Genomic DNA, 16523 nt, shown 5'->3' on the forward strand with positions numbered 1-16523 from the left:
TGCCATAACGTGACCGTTCAAATTACGGCAGCTGCTTCCGGCACCCGCCGAGGTCTCTCCCCCCATGCCTGTCTCCGCGTTTCTTCGCCATTCGCTGCGCCAACTGACCACGGTCTTGCTTGCCGGATTGCTGGTGTTCTCTGCCGTTCTTGTCGGTGGACCCTCAGTAGAGGCAATCACCGCCCCGGAGCTGCGCGGTCAGCGTGCGGTTCAGGACATCTCGTCCAACATGCACGGTCGGGATCTGAAGGAAAAGGAATTTCTCAAAGCCGACCTGCGCGAGGTTGACCTTGGGGATGCCGATCTCCGCGGGGCTGTGATCAATACCTCGCAACTCCAGGGGGCTGATCTTCGCGGTGCCGATCTTGAAGATGTGGTGGCTTTCTCCAGCCGCTTCGATGGGGCCGACCTGCGCGATGCGAACTTCACCAACGCGATGTTGATGCAGAGCCGTTTTAACGACGCTCAGATCGATGGAACCGATTTCACGAATGCCGTGATCGATCTTCCCCAGCTCAAAGCTCTCTGTGGACGCGCCAGCGGTGTGAACAGTCTCAGTGGTGTGAGCACCAGAGAATCACTGGGATGCCGTTGATGGCCAAGCGACTTCCCGTCACGGTGATCACCGGCTTCCTCGGCGCCGGCAAAACCACAGTTCTGCGGCACCTGCTCACCCAGAGCGGTCAACGACTTGCCGTGATGGTCAATGAGTTCGGAACCGTTGGCTTGGACGGAGATCTGATTCGCAGCTGTGGTTTCTGTCCAGAAGAGGAGGTGGAGGGCCGTCTTGTGGAACTCAATAACGGCTGCCTCTGCTGCACCGTTCAGGACGATTTCCTGCCAACGATGGAAACGCTTCTGGAACGATCCGATCAGCTTGATGGCATTGTCGTTGAAACCAGTGGCTTGGCTCTTCCCCGTCCCCTGCTCCAGGCTCTCGAGTGGCCTGCCATCCGCCGCCGTGTGCATGTGAACGGGGTCGTCACCGTGGTGGATGGTGAAGCCATGAGTGGAGGCAGTCCCGTGGGTGATCCTGAGGCGCTGGAACGTCAGCGGCAAGAGGATCAGAGCCTTGACCACCTCACTGCCATCGAGGATCTGTTCGAAGACCAGCTCCAAGCAGCAGATCTGGTGCTGATCAGCCGTTCCGATTGTCTGCAGCCTTCCCAACTGGAAACCGTTTTGCAGGCGATCGAGCCGCGGCTGCGTCCCGGTGCGGGCACCCTGGCCGTCAGTCGTGGACAGGTTGATCCGGCTCTGGTGCTAGGCCTTGAGTCCCTTGAATCGAGCCATCGCGCTGAGCACGCTGACGAAGCCGGGCATCACGACCACAGCCACCACGACCACAGCCACCACGACCACAGCCATCACGACCACAGCCATGTGGAGGCCATCAGTGGTCAGATCCGTCTGGAAGGACCCTTTGATCGCATAACGCTTGAGCAGCTCCTGCCGGAGTTTGTCCGCACCCATCATGTGATCCGCCTCAAGGGTCGTGTCTGGCTTCCAGGGAAGACCCTCCCTCTGCAGATCCAGATGGTGGGTCCCAGGTTGGACAGCTGGTTTGAGGCAGCTCCAGACCATGCCTGGACGCCTGCAGCAGGCTCCGGTCTTGAGCTCGTCGTGATCGGCCTCGAGGCGGGTGCGGCGGAGAGTCTGGAGTCCAGGCTTCTGGCGAATCGCTAGCGATGCAAGAGGCGCGACCGCACCCTGTTCCAATCGCGCATCACCCAGAGCGAGAGCATCACCAGAACAGCGGGAATCAGCCCCATGCTCATGCGGATCATGACCAGGGCTCGCTCAGGCTGGGCTTCTCCCAGGCTTGCTTCGTAGCCACTCCAGCTGAGTATCAGGCCCAGCAGGAACACTGAAACGGCACTTCCAAGCTTCTGGATCTGAACCATGAAGGCTGTGATCAGACCGGCGGGATGGTTCGGCTCCGCATCTACAGCCTCCGGCAGAAAGGCCCAAGGAAGCAAATAGGCCGTGGCAGCGCAGAGACCCAGCAGCACGAGGGTGACCAGCAAGGCGAGAAGCTGGGTTCGATTGGCAGCGGCCAGCGCGTTTCCGCTGATGGGGAGCGCCGGCAGCACCATCGCGATGATGCAGAACACGATCCAGCCACAACCACCGGCCTGAAGCGCCAGCAAGCGGCTTCGTTGTGCGGCCACCCGATTCCAGATCCAGAGTCCTGCCATGGCGCTGATCTGAAACGGGATCAGCAAGAACGTGCTCCAGCGATGGGGGAGATGCAGGGCATCCGAGAGGTAGATGATCGACACAGGCTGCATCAGTTGAAGGGCTCCCCACCCCAGCAGGTACATCGCCACCACCCGCAGAAACAGTCCGTTGGCTTTGAGGCTGCGCAGCTGAGGGATGAGAGCCTGATGCGTCGCTGCGGGTCGCTGGCAGCGACTCGCAGCAGGCGCCAATCCAATCGCACTGGCCACACTGCCGAACACCAGGATCAGGCCCGAGGCCAAACCGATCCGCAGGTATCCAGGTGCACCTTCATGGCTCAGTGCTGCGCCAAGCAGAAGCCCAAGCAGGCTGGCCAGAACGGACCCCGTGAAGCGGTAAGCGTTGAGGCGGGTGCGCAGCGTTTCATCATTGGTCAGCTCCGTAGCCAGGGCTGAGTAGGGCAGGTTCACCCCGGAGTAGGTGCTCTGAAAGATCGCCGCTACCGCTACAAACCAGAGAAACCGCCAAGGATCACTGAACGGTGGCACCCACCACATCAGGGTCATGGACAGCCCCAGGGGTGCCGCACTGGAGATCATCCACGGCAGACGCGGGCCCCAGCGTCCGCCAGTGCGATCGCTGAGCAAACCGATCATCTGATCACTGAACACATCCCAGACGCGAACCACCATGAGCACCGTTCCGGCCAGCCATGCGGGCAACCCAGCGACTGCCGTGTAAAAAACGAAGAGATAGAAGCCCACGACGGCCGTGGCCATGCCAGTTCCGGCATCACCAATGCCGTAGGCAAGCAGCACTCTGCGCATGAGCGGAGCGGGAGCATCGGAGAGATCCAGCGCAATGCCCATATGCGATTTTGCCCTTTGCTTGCGATCTTCGGCGATCGAATCAGTTCATCACCACAAGGCGCTGGGTTCCTGACCGTTCGATCAGAGTGGAGAGATCGAGCATGTCGTTGCGGTTCACCAGACCGATACATCCAAGGGTGCCGCTCTGGGTATTCAGGCGACCGGCGCTGGGATCCTGGTGGATTCCCAGAACTCTGCGACCGGTCGTGAAGGTGGGCTCGATGCTGATCCAGACAGGGCCAAGCTCGGGGTAGGCCCCGTCGGCGAGGGGTTCGACCGGGCCGACGCTGTAAGTGCCTGCTGGCAGGGGAGCCCGGCTTCCCATGCGGTCGCGGTCAGCGTTCTGACGATTGGCCCGTCCGCTGACGGCGTCAAAACGACGCGTGGGTTTCCCTGGAATCTCGAGCCTCAGATCCCAGATCGGATCGCCGGTGGAGGCGATGCGGCGGTCGGTCCGTTCCAGAACGAGGGTGGGGACAGGCTCCGCCCGCGGTGGAACGGGCTCGAGCAGGGCCATCAGGGACGGACGCTCGCCATCCTGACGATCAGCGCGCGCTGCGGGGGTCACTCCCAGTGCGAGCAACGCTGTGGCCACAACTGGGAATGCAAGGCAACGGCAGAGGGTTCGGCGATCCCGGACGATTTGCATTCCGCTGACAGAAAAACTGACCTGTCTTACGGGCAAACATTATCGGTTCAAAAATGAATAAACGGTTTCTCAGCCGGCCCCCGTTGTGCGCCAGTCGAGGCCAGGGATGTGAGCCACGATCGACGCTGTGGTTTTCATGTAGTCCGCATAGTTGGGGCAGCATTTGAGCAGTTCACGCTCTTCCCGGTGCGCCTTGCCGGTGAGGACAACCACCAGCGACAAGAGAAGCGCCAAGTGCAGCAAACTTCCCCAGGCGAGGGCTACTCCCAAGGAACACACCAAAACCGCTCTGTAGAGAGGATGACGGCAGTGGGCATAAACCCCCGTGGTGACCAGCGCGGCCCCTTTTTTCGGCTCCGGCAAGGGCGAGAGACTGGGGCCCAGGGCGCGGAATCCCTGAACCGCCAATCCCAATCCCACGGCGAAGAGGATCAGTCCGCCCATCGTCACCACCGGTGGCCAATGGACCCCTAGGGAGTCCGTGCTCGGCCAAGCCGGCGCCAGATGTCCCACGATCAGCAGCAGCTGGGCCACCAGCCACCATTCCCCCTGTTGATTGCTGAACAGGCTTCTCCAGCTCAGGTTCCAGCCTTGGAACGCCCGGTTCCAATCCGCCATGGGGTGGCCTTCCTCAACGTGCTCTCACTATGCGAACGATTCTGATCACAGGTGCGAGTCGGGGTATCGGCCGGTCGATTGCGACTTTGCTGCTGTCTCAGGGGTATCACCTTTGTCTGGCTGTTCGCGATCCGGATGGCCTCCGCGACACAGCCTTGGATCCCCGTCTCCATGGCGATTCTTTATCGCTTTGTCGCTACGACGCCAGGGATCCAGGCGATGCCGAGCGGGCTGTGCAGGCGGTGCAGCAGGCGTTCGGAGCACTCGACACCCTGATTCACTGCGCGGGAATCCTCCGGAGCACACCGTTGTTGTTCAGTGATGCGCAAACCGACGAGCCCGACGAGCTCTGGAGTGTGAATGTGAAGGGCCCTTGGCTGCTGACGCGAGCAGCCTGGCCAGCGCTTGTTGCTTCACAAACGGGTCGAATTCAGGTTCTGGTCTCCATGAGCGGCAAACGCTGCAAGGGCACGTTGGCGGGCTATTCCGCCAGCAAGTTCGCCTTGATGGGCCTCTGCCAGGCGATGCGCAACGAAGGCTGGGACCAGGGAATTCGCGTGACCGCCATCTGTCCAGGCTGGGTGAACACCGATATGGCACGCGGAACAAGTCCTCTGGCACCGGAGTTGATGACGCAGCCGGGCGACCTTGCATCCCTCTGCTGTCAACTGCTCAATTTGCCGGCATCCGCCGTGCCCTTTGAGCTGGCGGTGAATGCCACGTTGGAACGCTGACCTCAATCGAGCGGGATGTCGCCGCGGGCGCAGACCGTGTTCCAGCACAGCGTTCCATCCGCACTCCAGTGCGTCTGCACCTTGGCCCAAGCGGTTTGCTCGCCAATCTTCATCTCCATCGTGCCGCTGCCATCGTGCTGAAATCGCACGACTTGGTTGCTGAACGCCAGTTCCCAGCGTGCCCCCGGTTGTTCGCTCACGTAGTGGCAGGGCGACCAGGACTGATTGGCGTGGCGGCATTCCATGGTGACGGCCACAGCGGATTCAGCCCGCGTAGGAGCGCCAAAGACTGCCACTGAGACCATCAGCAGAGCGACGGATGGAAGAACAGCGTTGTTGGGTGCAGTCACTCGTTGCAGGGCTCACTCACCTGTTTTCAACGTGCGGCCGTCTGCGCCTTTGCGGACCCCTGGCCTGTCAAGATTTAACAATTCCGTTCAGAGCTCGTGCCGCGTTTTCAAGCCCGCGTTCTGGTGCAACTGCGCCCATCGGTCCTCGATCCCGCAGGGGAAGCGACGAGTGCCGCTGCCCAGCGTCTTGGTGTGGATGGGATTGCCCATCTCCGCATCGGTAAAGCTGTGGAACTGGAATTGGAGGCACCTGACGAGGCGGAGGCGCGTCGCAGGGTTGAACTGCTCAGTGATCGACTTCTGGCCAACCCTGTGATCGAGAACTGGACTCTGGAGCTCTCACAGTCATGACCATCGGGGTTGTCGTTTTCCCAGGATCAAACTGTGACCGCGATGTCCGCTGGGCCACAGAAGGGTGTCTCGGTCACCCGACCCAGTATCTCTGGCACGAGGATCGTGATCTCACTGGGTTGGAGGCCGTCGTGCTGCCGGGCGGATTCAGTTACGGCGACTATTTGCGCTGCGGCGCCATTGCCCGCTTTGCACCAGTGCTCGAGTCCTTGAAACGTTTCGCGTCTGAGGGGGGCCGTGTTCTGGGAATCTGCAACGGATTTCAGGTGCTGACGGAACTCGGTCTGCTGCCTGGTGCCCTCACGCGGAACCGTCATCTCCATTTCATCTGCGAGTCCACCCCCCTTGCGGTGGTGAGTGATCGCACCCCCTGGCTGGCGACTTGCGCGCGCGATGACCAGTTCTCCCTGCCGATCGCACACGGGGAGGGCCGTTTTCAGTGCAGCGACGACACTCTCAAGAAGCTGCAGGACGATGACGCCATTGCCCTGCGGTATTGCCGTAACCCCAATGGTTCTGTCGCCGATATCGCTGGTATCACCAATGCACAGGGCAATGTGCTGGGTTTGATGCCACACCCGGAGCGCGCTTGCGATCCAGTGACTGGAAGTACAGCCGGTCGCGCGATCCTGGAGGCTCTGCTCTCCTGAGTCATGCGCCGTCGATCGCTGCTGGAGTTGGCTTCGTTAGCAGTCGGTTCCGGGGCGATGGCCTCACTCTGGCCTGGTGGTGTGAGGGCACGCCAAACGCCCCGATCGCTTTCACCTCTACAACCTCTGGCGAAAGGCTCGCGGCTGCGTGCTCTTAATCCAGGAACCTGGATGGATCCAGACACGGATTTCAATCCTCTCGTTCAACGCTGTGAGGCCCAGGGGTGGGTCTTGGAGATCCCTGACGACGTGCGCGGTCAGTGGCAGTGGTTTTCGGGAACCGATGCTCAGCGACGCCGGGTTCTCGAGGAGGCCTGGAATGATCCCACTCTGGATGGGGTGATGTATGTGGGTGGCGGCTGGGGCGCGGCCAGGGTGCTGGAAGCAGGCGTTCAGTTTCCGAAACGATCCTTCTGGGCGCTTGGTTTTTCAGACAGCAGCGCCCTGCTGTTAGCTCAGTGGAAAGCCGGACTTCTTGGCGCTATTCATGGCTCCACAGGTGGGCCGGAGGAGCAGTGGCAACGCACAGTGTCGCTTTTGAAAGGTGAGCCGACAGCACCGTTGCAGGGACGCCCGATGCATGCTGGTTCAGCCCAGGGCCCCCTGGTGGTGACCAATCTCACGGTGGCGACGCATCTGATCGGAACCCCATGGTTTCCATCGCTTCAGGGATCTGTTTTGGTGCTTGAGGATGTGGGCGAGGCTCCCTACCGCGTGGATCGCATGCTGACGCAGTGGCGGAGTGCGGGGCTCTTGAACAACGTGGCGGGTGTGGCCTGCGGTCGTTTCAGCTGGAAGGAAGACGACATCCTTCCCGGTGATTTTTCGATGGCTGGGATTCTCGAGGAACGGCTCGGTGATCTCGGGATTCCCCTGCTGCTCGATCTGCCATTGGGCCATGGATTACCCAATCAATCCCTGCCTCTGGGCGTGCAGGCACAGCTGAATGGGAGCGATGGCACCCTTCAACTTCTTCGCTGACTCAACATGGCCGACCTCACCATTGCCAACAGTGTCTGTGATCTGATCCTTGGCGATGTGCGCGAACATCTGCCGCTGGAGAGGATTCCGCTCGAAGGTGATGTGCTGGGTCTGGGCACAACCACGAGTGTCGACAATGGAGAACTGACCTTCCTGCGCGATGGCGATCAGCAGACCGCGATCTGGCGCTGCGTCGCTCACGACGGCAGCATCGTCAGACTCACCCCTGGAGATGGCAGCGGCCACTTCCCTTATGTGTGCTTCACCGGCGATGCCACGTCTTTGCGTCGACCCGCTGATCTCGGAGCCCTGGGAGACCTGGAGGGCCGACCACTTCAAGCCCTTGTAGAGGAAGCCATCGCCCAGGGGCAGCGTCTTGGCACCCTGGAGGCGGCACCGATCTACGGCGTGCGTCTGATCGCGCACTGGCATGAACTGGTGATCACCGTGGCCTCCAAGCTCTGCATGGGACAGCAGCGCAGAAACCTCGGGATCGCTTCCAGTGAGGCAGGCACCACAGTCGCCGGTCTCAGCCTCTACGACATGCTTCAGCACTACAGGCTTTCACCACTGCCCAGTGAAGATTCAAGCGATCCGATCCGTTATCTCGGCCGCTCTATGCACTGGGATTGCTGCGGATTCTTTGATACGGAGCCGGAACAGGGACGGGTGACCGTGCCACAACCAGGTGCCCATCTTCATCTGCATGGCTGCAGCACCGACCTGGCTTACGGCGGTCATCTCCACCATGAACATCCTTCAACCCGCCTGGAACGTTTGGAGTGCCTTTGGATCTACCCGCTGCGCAGCATCAGGACACTGGCCAGCGACCTGGCAATTCAGCAGCTTGCCTACAGAGAGGGAGAGCTCCAGTTCCGTGTCTGCAACATCGGCAGCATGGATGTCAGTGATGTGGGCGTCGCTGTCGTGATCGATGACCGCTACAGCAACCATCGCTACGTGCGCATCCCGTGGCTCAAAGCCGGTGAAGGCGAGGACTTCACGATGCCCCTGGATCTGCCCGTGGGTGATCACAGGATCTCCGTGATCGCTGACCCCGAACAGATGGTGATCGAAGTGGAAGAGCGCAGGACCAACAATCGGATGGACCTGGATGTGGTGACTGTTTAAGCACAAAAAAGGGAGACCTTTTGGCCTCCCTTGGCGTGATGACTCGATCGCAATGATCAGGCAGCGACAGCAGCCTTGGGATCGAGAGCGCCTTTGGCGTAAAGACCGGCGTAGTGGGTGATGCTGGCCTGCTTGATCTTGCTGGCGTTGCCGGCGGCCCAGAACTGCTGGTAGCGGTCGAGGCACACCTGCTTCATGTACTTGCGAGCCGGCTTGTTGAAGTGGCGGGGATCGAAGTTGGCGGGATCAGCCATGGCCGCTTCGCGCACAGCAGCGGTGAAGGCGAGGCGGTTGTCGGTGTCGATGTTCACCTTGCGCACGCCGTTGCGGATGCCTTCCTGGATCTCTTCGACGGGAACGCCGTAGGTCTCGGGGATGGAACCACCGTGCTTGTTGATCATCTCCAACCATTCCTGGGGAACGGAGGAAGAGCCATGCATCACCAGGTGGGTGTTGGGGATGGCCTTGTGGATTTCAGCGATGCGGCTGATGGCCAGCACTTCACCGGTGGGCTTGCGGGTGAACTTGTAAGCGCCGTGGCTGGTACCGATGGCGATGGCCAGGGCGTCGCACTTGGTTTTGGCAACGAAGTCAGCAGCCTCAGCGGGATCGGTGAGAAGCATGTCCTTGGAGAGCTCACCTTCGAAACCGTGGCCGTCCTCAGCCTCACCCTTGCCGGTTTCCAGGGAACCCAGGCAGCCCAGCTCACCTTCAACGCTCACACCCACGGAGTGGGCGAAATCCACCACTTGCTTGGTGACAGCCACGTTGTACTCGTAGCTGGCGGGAGTCTTGGCATCGGCTTCCAGGGAGCCATCCATCATCACGGAGGTGAAACCGTTGATGGCAGCGGAGTAGCAGGTATCGGGAGCGTTGCCGTGGTCCTGGTGCATCACCACGGGGATGTGGGGATAGGTCTCGGTGGCGGCCAGGATCAGGTGACGCAGAAAGATCTCACCGGCGTAGCTGCGAGCGCCGCGGGAGGCCTGCAGGATCACGGGGCTGTCGGTCTCATCAGCCGCTTCCATGATCGCCTGCACCTGCTCCAGGTTGTTCACGTTGAACGCAGGAATGCCGTAGCCGTTTTCGGCGGCGTGGTCGAGCAGAAGCCGAAGCGGAACGAGCGCCATGGGAAAGAACCTCGAGGTGGAACGTCTTGAAGACGAATGGGGGCGAATCTACCGGATCTAACCCCGAGATTCTTGTCTCGCCTCGATCAGCGTCCTAAGGCCATCTCAAGGCAGCGGTCGCATGCCTTCTGACTGGCCAGCCCTTCCAACAGACCTGGCACCATCGGCCGGCCGCTGCGCATGCTTTCCGCCCACCAACCTTGCAGCCGAGCGACAGGGGCAACGCGTCCGTCACTCCAGGTTTTCGCAAAGCGGAACTCTTCATCCGCCTGAACGCTGCGAGGCGGTTCGCCGTCCCGTTGAAGGGTGAGGGAGAACCCGTGCACGTAGTCCTTCTGGTTTTCACTGCCCAGCTTCAAACTTCCTTCCGATCCGTAGATCTCCAGCCAGCAGCCCCTGCCATTGCGCGCTACCGATGCCAAGGCCACCTGTGCGGCCAGCGGTGCTCCCTGATGGGACGTGAGCGTGGTGTTGATCAGGGCGATGTCTTCCGCTGTGACGGCCCGAACGTCGCCGCTGGCATCCGGCCTGTTCGCGATGGCGGTTTGCGTGATTGATTGCAGGGTCTGCACCGGACCGATCAGCCAGGCCAGCATGTCGAAGGCATGGGTTCCAAGGGCACCCAGCACACCGCCGCCTTCGTCGGCTTTGGCGTACCAGTTCCATGGGCGCTGAGGATTGGCTCGACTGCTCATCAGCCAATCGAGCCTTGCAAGCCAGGGGGTCCCGATCGCGCCGCTGTTCAGAAGCCGTTCTGCCTGCTGGAATAGCGGTACAGCTCGATATTCAAAATCCACCGCCACAGTGAGGCCCGATGCCAATGCTGTGCGCTGCAGGTCAGCCACCTGACCCGCATTCAAGGCAACAGGCTTTTCAAGCAGCAGATGCTTCCCTGCGGCCAGAGCCCTTAGGGCCAGCTCGTAGCGCGGCCCAGGCGGTGTGGCGATGATCACCGCTTGCACATCGGGATCCTCAAGCAGGGCATCGAAGGCGTCATATCCCTTCAAGCCCCTGTCTCCAACCATTTGATCCAGGCGGTCTCTACGGGGATGCCACAACGCCACGGCCTTGAAATCAGCGTTCGCTTCCAGAGCGGGCAGGTGAACCGTTGCCCCGAAACCGAGTCCGGCAACGGCGACACCAATTGGTTCTCGATCAGAGCGCAAAGCCATGAAGCATCAGGGGGTAAGACAACAAGGCGGAATCAGGCCAAGCCGGAGCGACACACAGCATTGATCACCTCAGAGATCAGATCGTCGTCAGCCGGCGCTTCCCAGGAGGCCTTGAAACGGGGGAGACCGTTTTTCTGCGTGTCCCGATACAGCCGTTGGTCGCAATCAATTTCCATCACGACCAGGGTCCCTAATGCCGGTGATTCATCCTCCGTTCTCAGGCTGTAACGGCTGAGAACGGAAACGTTGCCGTCCCGGGTGCGTCGAACACTGCCGGCGTCCCACCACTGTTGGCCCTCCAAACTGGATGGAACCTCTCGCCAATCAACCGGGCCTGCCAATGCTGGCCCCCCAAGCAGGACAAGCAGGAGTGGCACAACCAACACGCTGATCCACTGGGCGGATTTGAAACGGGGAGTCAGTCGCATCAAACTGCCGCACTCCCCTGCAGGCAGCCATGCAGCTTCATCAGCGTGGCGAGCGTGGATTTCAGCTGGGTGCGAGGAACGATTGTGTCCACGAATCCGTGGTCCTGGAGGTACTCCGCTGTCTGGAAGTTTTCGGGCAATTTTTCCCTCAGAGTCTGTTCGATCACCCGGCGGCCGGCGAAGCCGATCAGAGCCTTCGGTTCCGCCAGGATCAGATCACCGAGCATGGCGAAACTGGCGGTCACGCCTCCGGTGGTGGGGTGGGTGAGCAGGGGCACGTAAAGCACGCCTGCTTCGCGATGCCGTTCCAGGGCACCGGAGATCTTGGCCATCTGCATCAGGCTGAGCATCCCCTCTTGCATGCGTGCTCCCCCTGACGCGCAGACGATGAGCAGCGGCAGGCGCTTGGCTGTGGCTTGTTCGACCAGGCGGGTCAGCTTTTCTCCCACAACCGATCCCATGGATCCGCCCATGAAGCGGAAATCCATCACCGCCAGGGCCATGGGGATGTCGTCCACTCGGCAGAAGCCTGTGATCACTCCATCGCGGAGGCCTGTACCGGCTTGGGTCTCCTGCAGCCGGTCGGCGTAGGCGCGACGGTCCTTAAAACCAAGAGGATCGGTTGGGGCCAGTTCCTCGTCAATCGCTTCAAAACTGCCTTCATCGGCGATCAGGGCGATGCGTTCAGCGCTGTGGATCCGGTGGTGATGTCCGCAATTGCTGCAAACACTGGCATTGGCAAGCAGATCTTTGCGATACACAACCTGGCCGCATTCAGGACATTTGCTCCAGAGGCCGTCGCCTTCCTCGGGCTCCTGGGCAACCTTCACGACGGACTGTTCCTTGCGGCGATCGGCGAACCAGTCGAATAGCGACACGCAATGCCTTCTACTGGAACCATTTAAGACGACACATCAGGCTCCTCCCATCAGAGCAAGCCAGCGGTGCCACCACCACGACGCTCCCATCAGCCATGTCATCCAGACCCCGAAGGCGATGAAAGGACCGAAGGGGAAGGGTTGCCTGGGCCCAAGACGGCCCGTCCATCGGCCCAAAGTTCCAACCGCGGCACCGGAGAACACCGCTAGAGCCATGGAGATGCCGAGGCCACCCAAACCGAGCCAGGCCCCAGCCATCGCAGCCAGTTTGGCGTCGCCAAGACCAAGAGCAGGTTGGCCCAGGATTCGTTCGGCAAGTGCGCTCAGGCCCTCCATCACCAGAAGTCCGGCCGCGCTGGCGATCAGATGATTCAGGAGAATCGCCTCTGGTTGGTCACTGCCGCCTCCCCAGGCCAGAAACGCTGTGGCGATGACGCCGCAGATCACCCCTGCTCGGCAAATCGGTTCCGGCAACCACAGGTGGTCAAGATCAATCAGAACCAGCGGCAGCAGGAGACTTACCAGCACAAGCCCCATCAGCAGCGTGATCAGCACCACGCTGTTTTCGCTGCTGCGTTGGGCAGGGATCAGGGCGCTGAGCCACAGGCAGCCACTAAAGATTTCCACGATTGGGTAACGGGCCGAGATCGCTGCTGTGCAGTCGCGACATCGGCCGCGCAGAAGCAACCACCCAAGCACCGGAACGTTGTCATGCCAACGCACGGGATGACCGCAGCTCGGGCAGTGACTTCCTGGCCAAATCGGAGATTCCTGCCTTGGAAGTCGCCACACCACGACGTTGGTGAAACTGCCGATGCAGGCGCCGAAGAGGGCCAGGGAGATCACCATAAGAGCCACTAAAACGAGCTCCCCTTCTGTCGATCTCTGGGGACTCTGGGGCGCTTGAGTTTGAGGCCAATCAGCTCAGCGCTGATGAACTGTTCCTCGGGCAGGAGAGTCGGCATCTCAAACACCACGCGACCGTCATCGTGCTGACCATTCACCACCACACCACATGGATCGAGGGTGTAACCGTTGGTCGTTAGGTGATTGAAATAAACCTTCCGTGCGACGGCGATCAAGCGTCGACTGTCCACTCGATCCCAACGTGGTGTCAGTCCGGCGTTACTACCGCCAGCACCTTCAATCACAAAGGATGGTGAAAACGAAGAAATGGGTTCACCTGACTGTTCAGATGAACCCACGATAGATCGATTCAGCGTGACTGGAAAAGACTGAAATCAGCCCAGCTTTTTCTTTTCCTCGATCATCCTGTGAATGATTGGTGTGAGGATCAGCTCCATGGCAAAGCCCATCTTGCCACCATTCACCACAATGCTGGTGGGGCTCGACATGAATGAATCGTGAATCATGCTCAGAAGGTAGGAGAAGTCGATCCCCCACTTTTCACGAGCTCCCTTGCGGAAGTGGATGATCACGAAGCTTTCATCTGGGGTTGGAATGTTCCTGCAGATGAAAGGGTTTGAGGTGTCCACTGTTGGCACCCTCTGGAAGTTGATATCCGTGCGGCTGAACTGCGGGCAGATGTGATTGATGTAATCCGGCATCCTGCGCAGGATGGTGTCCACAATGGCTTCGGCGGAATAGCCCCGCTCGGCATTGTCTCGGTGGATTTTCTGAATCCACTCCAGGTTTGTGATGGGCACCACGCCAACCAGCAGGTCGGCCAGGGCAGCCACGTCGTAGTTTTCGCCCTGCACTCCGCCGTGGAGACCTTCGTAGAAGAGGAGGTCGGTTCCACTGGGGATGTCTTCCCAGGGGGTGAACTGGCCTGGGTTGAGCTCAACGCCGAGACGGGCGTTGTGTTCCGCCGCTTCTTCGGGGCTGTGCAGGTAGTAACGCTTCTGTCCACCGCCGGTTTCGCCGTAGACTCGGAAGAGTTCTTCGAGTTTGTCGAAGAGGTTGGCCTCAGGTCCGAAATGGGAGAAGTTTTCCCCATTGGAGAGGGCCTCTGCCATGGCCTTTTTCATCTCCATCCGCTCGAAGCGGTGGTAGCTGTCACCCTCAACGACAGCCGGAGTGATGCTTTCACGGGCGAAGATGTGCTCGAAAGCACGCTTCACGGTGCTGGTTCCTGCACCGGAGGAACCCGTGACAGCCACGACGGGGTGACGCTTCGACATCGACGGAGGCAGATCTGGCCCGACGAGTTTGGCAGGTCGAAGGGCCAAATCCGAATTTTCATTGGCGCGACTTGTTTAAAGCGCCTTGCGAAGCTCCTCACCCATGGCCTGGCATCCCAGAGGTGTGCATCCTTCGGCCATCAGATCACCGGTGCGGAAACCAGAGGCAAGGACGCGGTCGACGGCCTGTTCAAGGTCGTCAGCGGCGGCTTTCTGCTTGAGGCCGATCCGGAGCATCATGGCTGCAGACAGCACCATGGCCATTGGATTGGCCTTGTCTTCTCCGGCGATATCCGGAGCAGATCCATGCACTGGTTCAAACAATCCTGGGCCACTGCTGCCCAGGGATGCGGAAGGAAGCATGCCGATGGAGCCGGTGAGCATGGCGGCCTCATCACTAAGGATGTCGCCAAACAGGTTGCCGGTGAGCAACACATCAAACTGTCGAGGTGCGCGCACCAGTTGCATGGCTGCGTTGTCGACATACAGATGACTCACCTCCACATCCGCGTAGGAAGGGGCCATGGCGTCCACACGATCGCGCCATAGCTGGCTCACGTCCAACACATTGGCCTTGTCCACGGAGCAGAGCCGCCCCTCTCGCTCCCTGGCGAGTTCGAAGGCCACCCTGGCAATGCGATCCACCTCTGAGGCCGAATAGGTCATGGTGTTAAAGCCGCGTTCTTCACCGTCGGCTTCGACCCTTCCCTTGGGTTGGCCGAAGTAGATGCCTCCGGTGAGCTCCCGCACCACCATCAGATCCACACCGTTAATCACATCGGGCTTCAGGCTGCTGGCTTCGATCAGTGCAGACACGATCTTCACCGGGCGGAGATTGGCAAACAGGTTCAGTCCCGACCGCAACGCCAGTAGGCCGCTTTCCGGTCGTTTCTCCCGGGGAAGGCTGTCAAACCGTGGACTGCCGATCGCAGCCATCAGCACCGCATCCGCTGAGCGGCAGGCCTCCAGGGTTGTGGCGGGGAGAGGCTCTCCGGTGGCATCGACCGCAGCCCCTCCGATTAACTGTTCATCAAAGTCCAGCTGGAAGCCGTGGCGATCGGCCACCATGTCGAGCAACTGGCGCGTTACGGCTGTGATTTCAGGGCCGATGCCATCTCCCGGAAGCAGGACGACGCGATGCTGAGTCATGGAGACGACCGACAACGATGGTGCTGAGATTACTGATTGGCTTCGATCGATCCTCCGGTGGCTTCTGAAGAGAGTTGCTTCTTCAGTTCTCGCAACTGCTTCGCCATTTCGGGCAATTTGGCAAAGGCTGCCGAGCAGCGCAGCCAGAGCCGATTGGGAATGGCTGGATAACCGCTTACCACCTCGCCTGCGGCCACCTCCCCATGGATCCCGCTCTTGGAGCTTGCAATGGCTCGATCGCCAATCACGGCTCTGTTGGCCACGCCCACCTGGCCAGCAAGGATGACCCCGTTGCCCAGTTGGGCACCACCGGCGATCCCCACCTGAGAGGCAAGGGCACAGCCGCGGCCCATCACCACGCCGTGACCGATCTGGACCAGGTTGTCGATTTTTGTGCCGCTGCCGATCCGGGTTTCGCCGACGGATGGACGGTCGATGGTGCTGCCGCACCCCACTTCAACGCCGTCTTCGAGCACGACAAGGCCGGTCTGCGGCATCTTGCGCCACCCCTTGGCGGTGGGCACAAAGCCGAAGCCTTCGGATCCCACAACGGCATTGGAATGCACCACACAGTGATCACCAATCCGGCTGCCGGGATGGAGAACGGCGTTGGCATGCAGTTCGCAGCCCTCACCGATGTCCACATCCCCGTAGATCACCACACCCGGATGAATCACGGTCCGTGGACCGATTCGGGTGTCATCGCCGATGCACACCTGGGGGCCGATGCTGACACCGGCACCAAGTTGCACGCGATCGGCGATCACAGCACTGGCGTGGATCCCTGCCTGGGGGGATGGCTTGGGGTGAAGTTGTTCGAGGGCTTCGGCAAAAGCCAGCCGGGGATCACGACAGATGGCCCAGGCCAGCTGATGCTGCTCGGCAAGGTCGCGCAGGTCCTGTTGATCGGGGATCAACACCGCGCCAGCGTCGCTGCTTTCGAGACTGCCAACGAGCGCGTTTCCTTTTTCTAGAAAACTGAGTTGATCCGCCGTCGCACATTCCAGTGAGGCAGCACCGCGCAGTTCGGGGTCCCGGCCTTCGGAAAGGGAGAGAACGCCTGCATCGCCGTTCTTGAGCACGGCGATCAATTGGCTGAATCGCATGG

General features: G+C 60.6%; 20 protein-coding genes. 7 read left to right on the top strand and 13 right to left on the bottom strand.

Annotated elements, in window-relative coordinates; all coding sequences use genetic code 11:
• Positions 1–64: 64 nt before the first annotated feature.
• Together SynMEDNS5_RS05570 and cobW are read left to right on the top strand one after the other, a co-directional pair.
• The gene (locus tag SynMEDNS5_RS05570) at positions 65–595 is read left to right on the top strand and encodes a pentapeptide repeat-containing protein (protein WP_186585484.1); all 531 of its coding nucleotides are present in this window, start codon (positions 65–67) and stop codon (positions 593–595) included.
• Complete coding sequence (gene cobW, locus SynMEDNS5_RS05575; protein WP_186585486.1) at positions 595–1686, top strand: cobalamin biosynthesis protein CobW; 1092 nt, start codon at positions 595–597, stop codon at positions 1684–1686. Before SynMEDNS5_RS05570 ends, cobW begins: the two co-directional genes overlap by 1 nt.
• Here the strand turns inward: cobW and SynMEDNS5_RS05580 are convergent.
• From SynMEDNS5_RS05580 to SynMEDNS5_RS05590, 3 genes are all read right to left on the bottom strand, one after another.
• Positions 1683–3050 carry an MFS transporter gene (locus SynMEDNS5_RS05580; protein WP_186585488.1) on the bottom strand — a complete coding sequence of 456 codons (1368 nt, stop codon included), beginning with the start codon at positions 3048–3050 and terminating at the stop codon, positions 1683–1685. The two genes, cobW and SynMEDNS5_RS05580, sit on opposite strands and share 4 nt — an antisense overlap.
• A 40-nt stretch (positions 3051–3090) precedes the next feature.
• Complete coding sequence (locus SynMEDNS5_RS05585; protein WP_186585490.1) at positions 3091–3699, bottom strand: hypothetical protein; 609 nt, start codon at positions 3697–3699, stop codon at positions 3091–3093.
• Between the two features lie 69 nt (positions 3700–3768).
• Complete coding sequence (locus tag SynMEDNS5_RS05590; RefSeq protein WP_186585492.1) at positions 3769–4317, bottom strand: isoprenylcysteine carboxylmethyltransferase family protein; 549 nt, start codon at positions 4315–4317, stop codon at positions 3769–3771.
• Positions 4318–4346: 29 nt separating this feature from the next.
• On the opposite strand from SynMEDNS5_RS05590, the gene SynMEDNS5_RS05595 reads away from it, so the two are divergent.
• Positions 4347–5051 (top strand): SDR family NAD(P)-dependent oxidoreductase, encoded by a 705-nt coding sequence (locus SynMEDNS5_RS05595; protein WP_186585503.1) that lies wholly within the window; start codon positions 4347–4349, stop codon positions 5049–5051.
• Between the two features lie 2 nt (positions 5052–5053).
• On the opposite strand, the gene SynMEDNS5_RS05600 is transcribed toward SynMEDNS5_RS05595, so the two are convergent.
• Entirely contained in the window at positions 5054–5401 is a 348-nt protein-coding gene (locus SynMEDNS5_RS05600; protein WP_186585505.1) for a hypothetical protein, read from the bottom strand.
• Positions 5402–5497: 96 nt separating this feature from the next.
• Between SynMEDNS5_RS05600 and purS the strand changes: the two genes are divergently transcribed.
• The 4 genes from purS to SynMEDNS5_RS05620 are packed head-to-tail and all read left to right on the top strand — an operon-like array spanning position 5498 to position 8514.
• A complete protein-coding gene (gene purS / locus SynMEDNS5_RS05605; protein WP_186585516.1) occupies positions 5498–5752 on the top strand; it encodes a phosphoribosylformylglycinamidine synthase subunit PurS in 255 nt (84 codons plus the stop codon).
• Positions 5749–6402, top strand: coding sequence for a phosphoribosylformylglycinamidine synthase subunit PurQ (purQ, locus tag SynMEDNS5_RS05610; RefSeq protein ID WP_186585518.1), 654 nt, complete (start codon positions 5749–5751; stop codon positions 6400–6402). The genes purS and purQ overlap by 4 nt, the downstream gene beginning before the upstream one ends.
• Before the next feature lie 3 nt (positions 6403–6405).
• Positions 6406–7383 carry an LD-carboxypeptidase gene (locus SynMEDNS5_RS05615; RefSeq protein ID WP_370593576.1) on the top strand — a complete coding sequence of 326 codons (978 nt, stop codon included), beginning with the start codon at positions 6406–6408 and terminating at the stop codon, positions 7381–7383.
• Between the two features lie 6 nt (positions 7384–7389).
• Complete coding sequence (locus SynMEDNS5_RS05620) at positions 7390–8514, top strand: CARDB domain-containing protein (RefSeq protein WP_186585520.1); 1125 nt, start codon at positions 7390–7392, stop codon at positions 8512–8514.
• A 56-nt stretch (positions 8515–8570) separates the two neighbouring features.
• Here SynMEDNS5_RS05620 and fba read toward each other — a convergent pair whose 3' ends face one another.
• From fba to lpxD, 9 genes are all read right to left on the bottom strand, one after another.
• Positions 8571–9644, bottom strand: a complete 1074-nt coding sequence (gene fba / locus SynMEDNS5_RS05625) for a class II fructose-bisphosphate aldolase (protein WP_186585531.1) — start codon at positions 9642–9644, stop codon at positions 8571–8573.
• 86 nt (positions 9645–9730) lie between these two features.
• Entirely contained in the window at positions 9731–10816 is a 1086-nt protein-coding gene (locus SynMEDNS5_RS05630; protein WP_186585533.1) for a Gfo/Idh/MocA family protein, read from the bottom strand.
• Positions 10817–10848: 32 nt separating this feature from the next.
• Positions 10849–11244 carry a hypothetical protein gene (locus SynMEDNS5_RS05635; protein WP_186585535.1) on the bottom strand — a complete coding sequence of 132 codons (396 nt, stop codon included), beginning with the start codon at positions 11242–11244 and terminating at the stop codon, positions 10849–10851.
• Entirely contained in the window at positions 11244–12122 is an 879-nt protein-coding gene (gene accD, locus SynMEDNS5_RS05640) for an acetyl-CoA carboxylase, carboxyltransferase subunit beta (protein WP_186585545.1), read from the bottom strand. Before accD ends, SynMEDNS5_RS05635 begins: the two co-directional genes overlap by 1 nt.
• Before the next feature lie 36 nt (positions 12123–12158).
• The gene (locus SynMEDNS5_RS05645; RefSeq protein ID WP_186585547.1) at positions 12159–12971 is read right to left on the bottom strand and encodes an A24 family peptidase; all 813 of its coding nucleotides are present in this window, start codon (positions 12969–12971) and stop codon (positions 12159–12161) included.
• Between the two features lie 8 nt (positions 12972–12979).
• Positions 12980–13327 carry a hypothetical protein gene (locus tag SynMEDNS5_RS05650; RefSeq protein WP_186585549.1) on the bottom strand — a complete coding sequence of 116 codons (348 nt, stop codon included), beginning with the start codon at positions 13325–13327 and terminating at the stop codon, positions 12980–12982.
• 36 nt (positions 13328–13363) lie between these two features.
• Complete coding sequence (locus SynMEDNS5_RS05655; RefSeq protein WP_186585551.1) at positions 13364–14266, bottom strand: phosphoribulokinase; 903 nt, start codon at positions 14264–14266, stop codon at positions 13364–13366.
• Between the two features lie 75 nt (positions 14267–14341).
• Positions 14342–15415 (bottom strand): 3-isopropylmalate dehydrogenase, encoded by a 1074-nt coding sequence (leuB, locus tag SynMEDNS5_RS05660; protein WP_186585563.1) that lies wholly within the window; start codon positions 15413–15415, stop codon positions 14342–14344.
• Positions 15416–15444: 29 nt separating this feature from the next.
• The gene (gene lpxD, locus SynMEDNS5_RS05665) at positions 15445–16521 is read right to left on the bottom strand and encodes a UDP-3-O-(3-hydroxymyristoyl)glucosamine N-acyltransferase (protein WP_186585572.1); all 1077 of its coding nucleotides are present in this window, start codon (positions 16519–16521) and stop codon (positions 15445–15447) included.
• Positions 16522–16523 lie beyond the last annotated feature (2 nt).

This window comes from Synechococcus sp. MEDNS5, assembly GCF_014279875.1.
Lineage (GTDB): Bacteria > Cyanobacteriota > Cyanobacteriia > PCC-6307 > Cyanobiaceae > Synechococcus_C.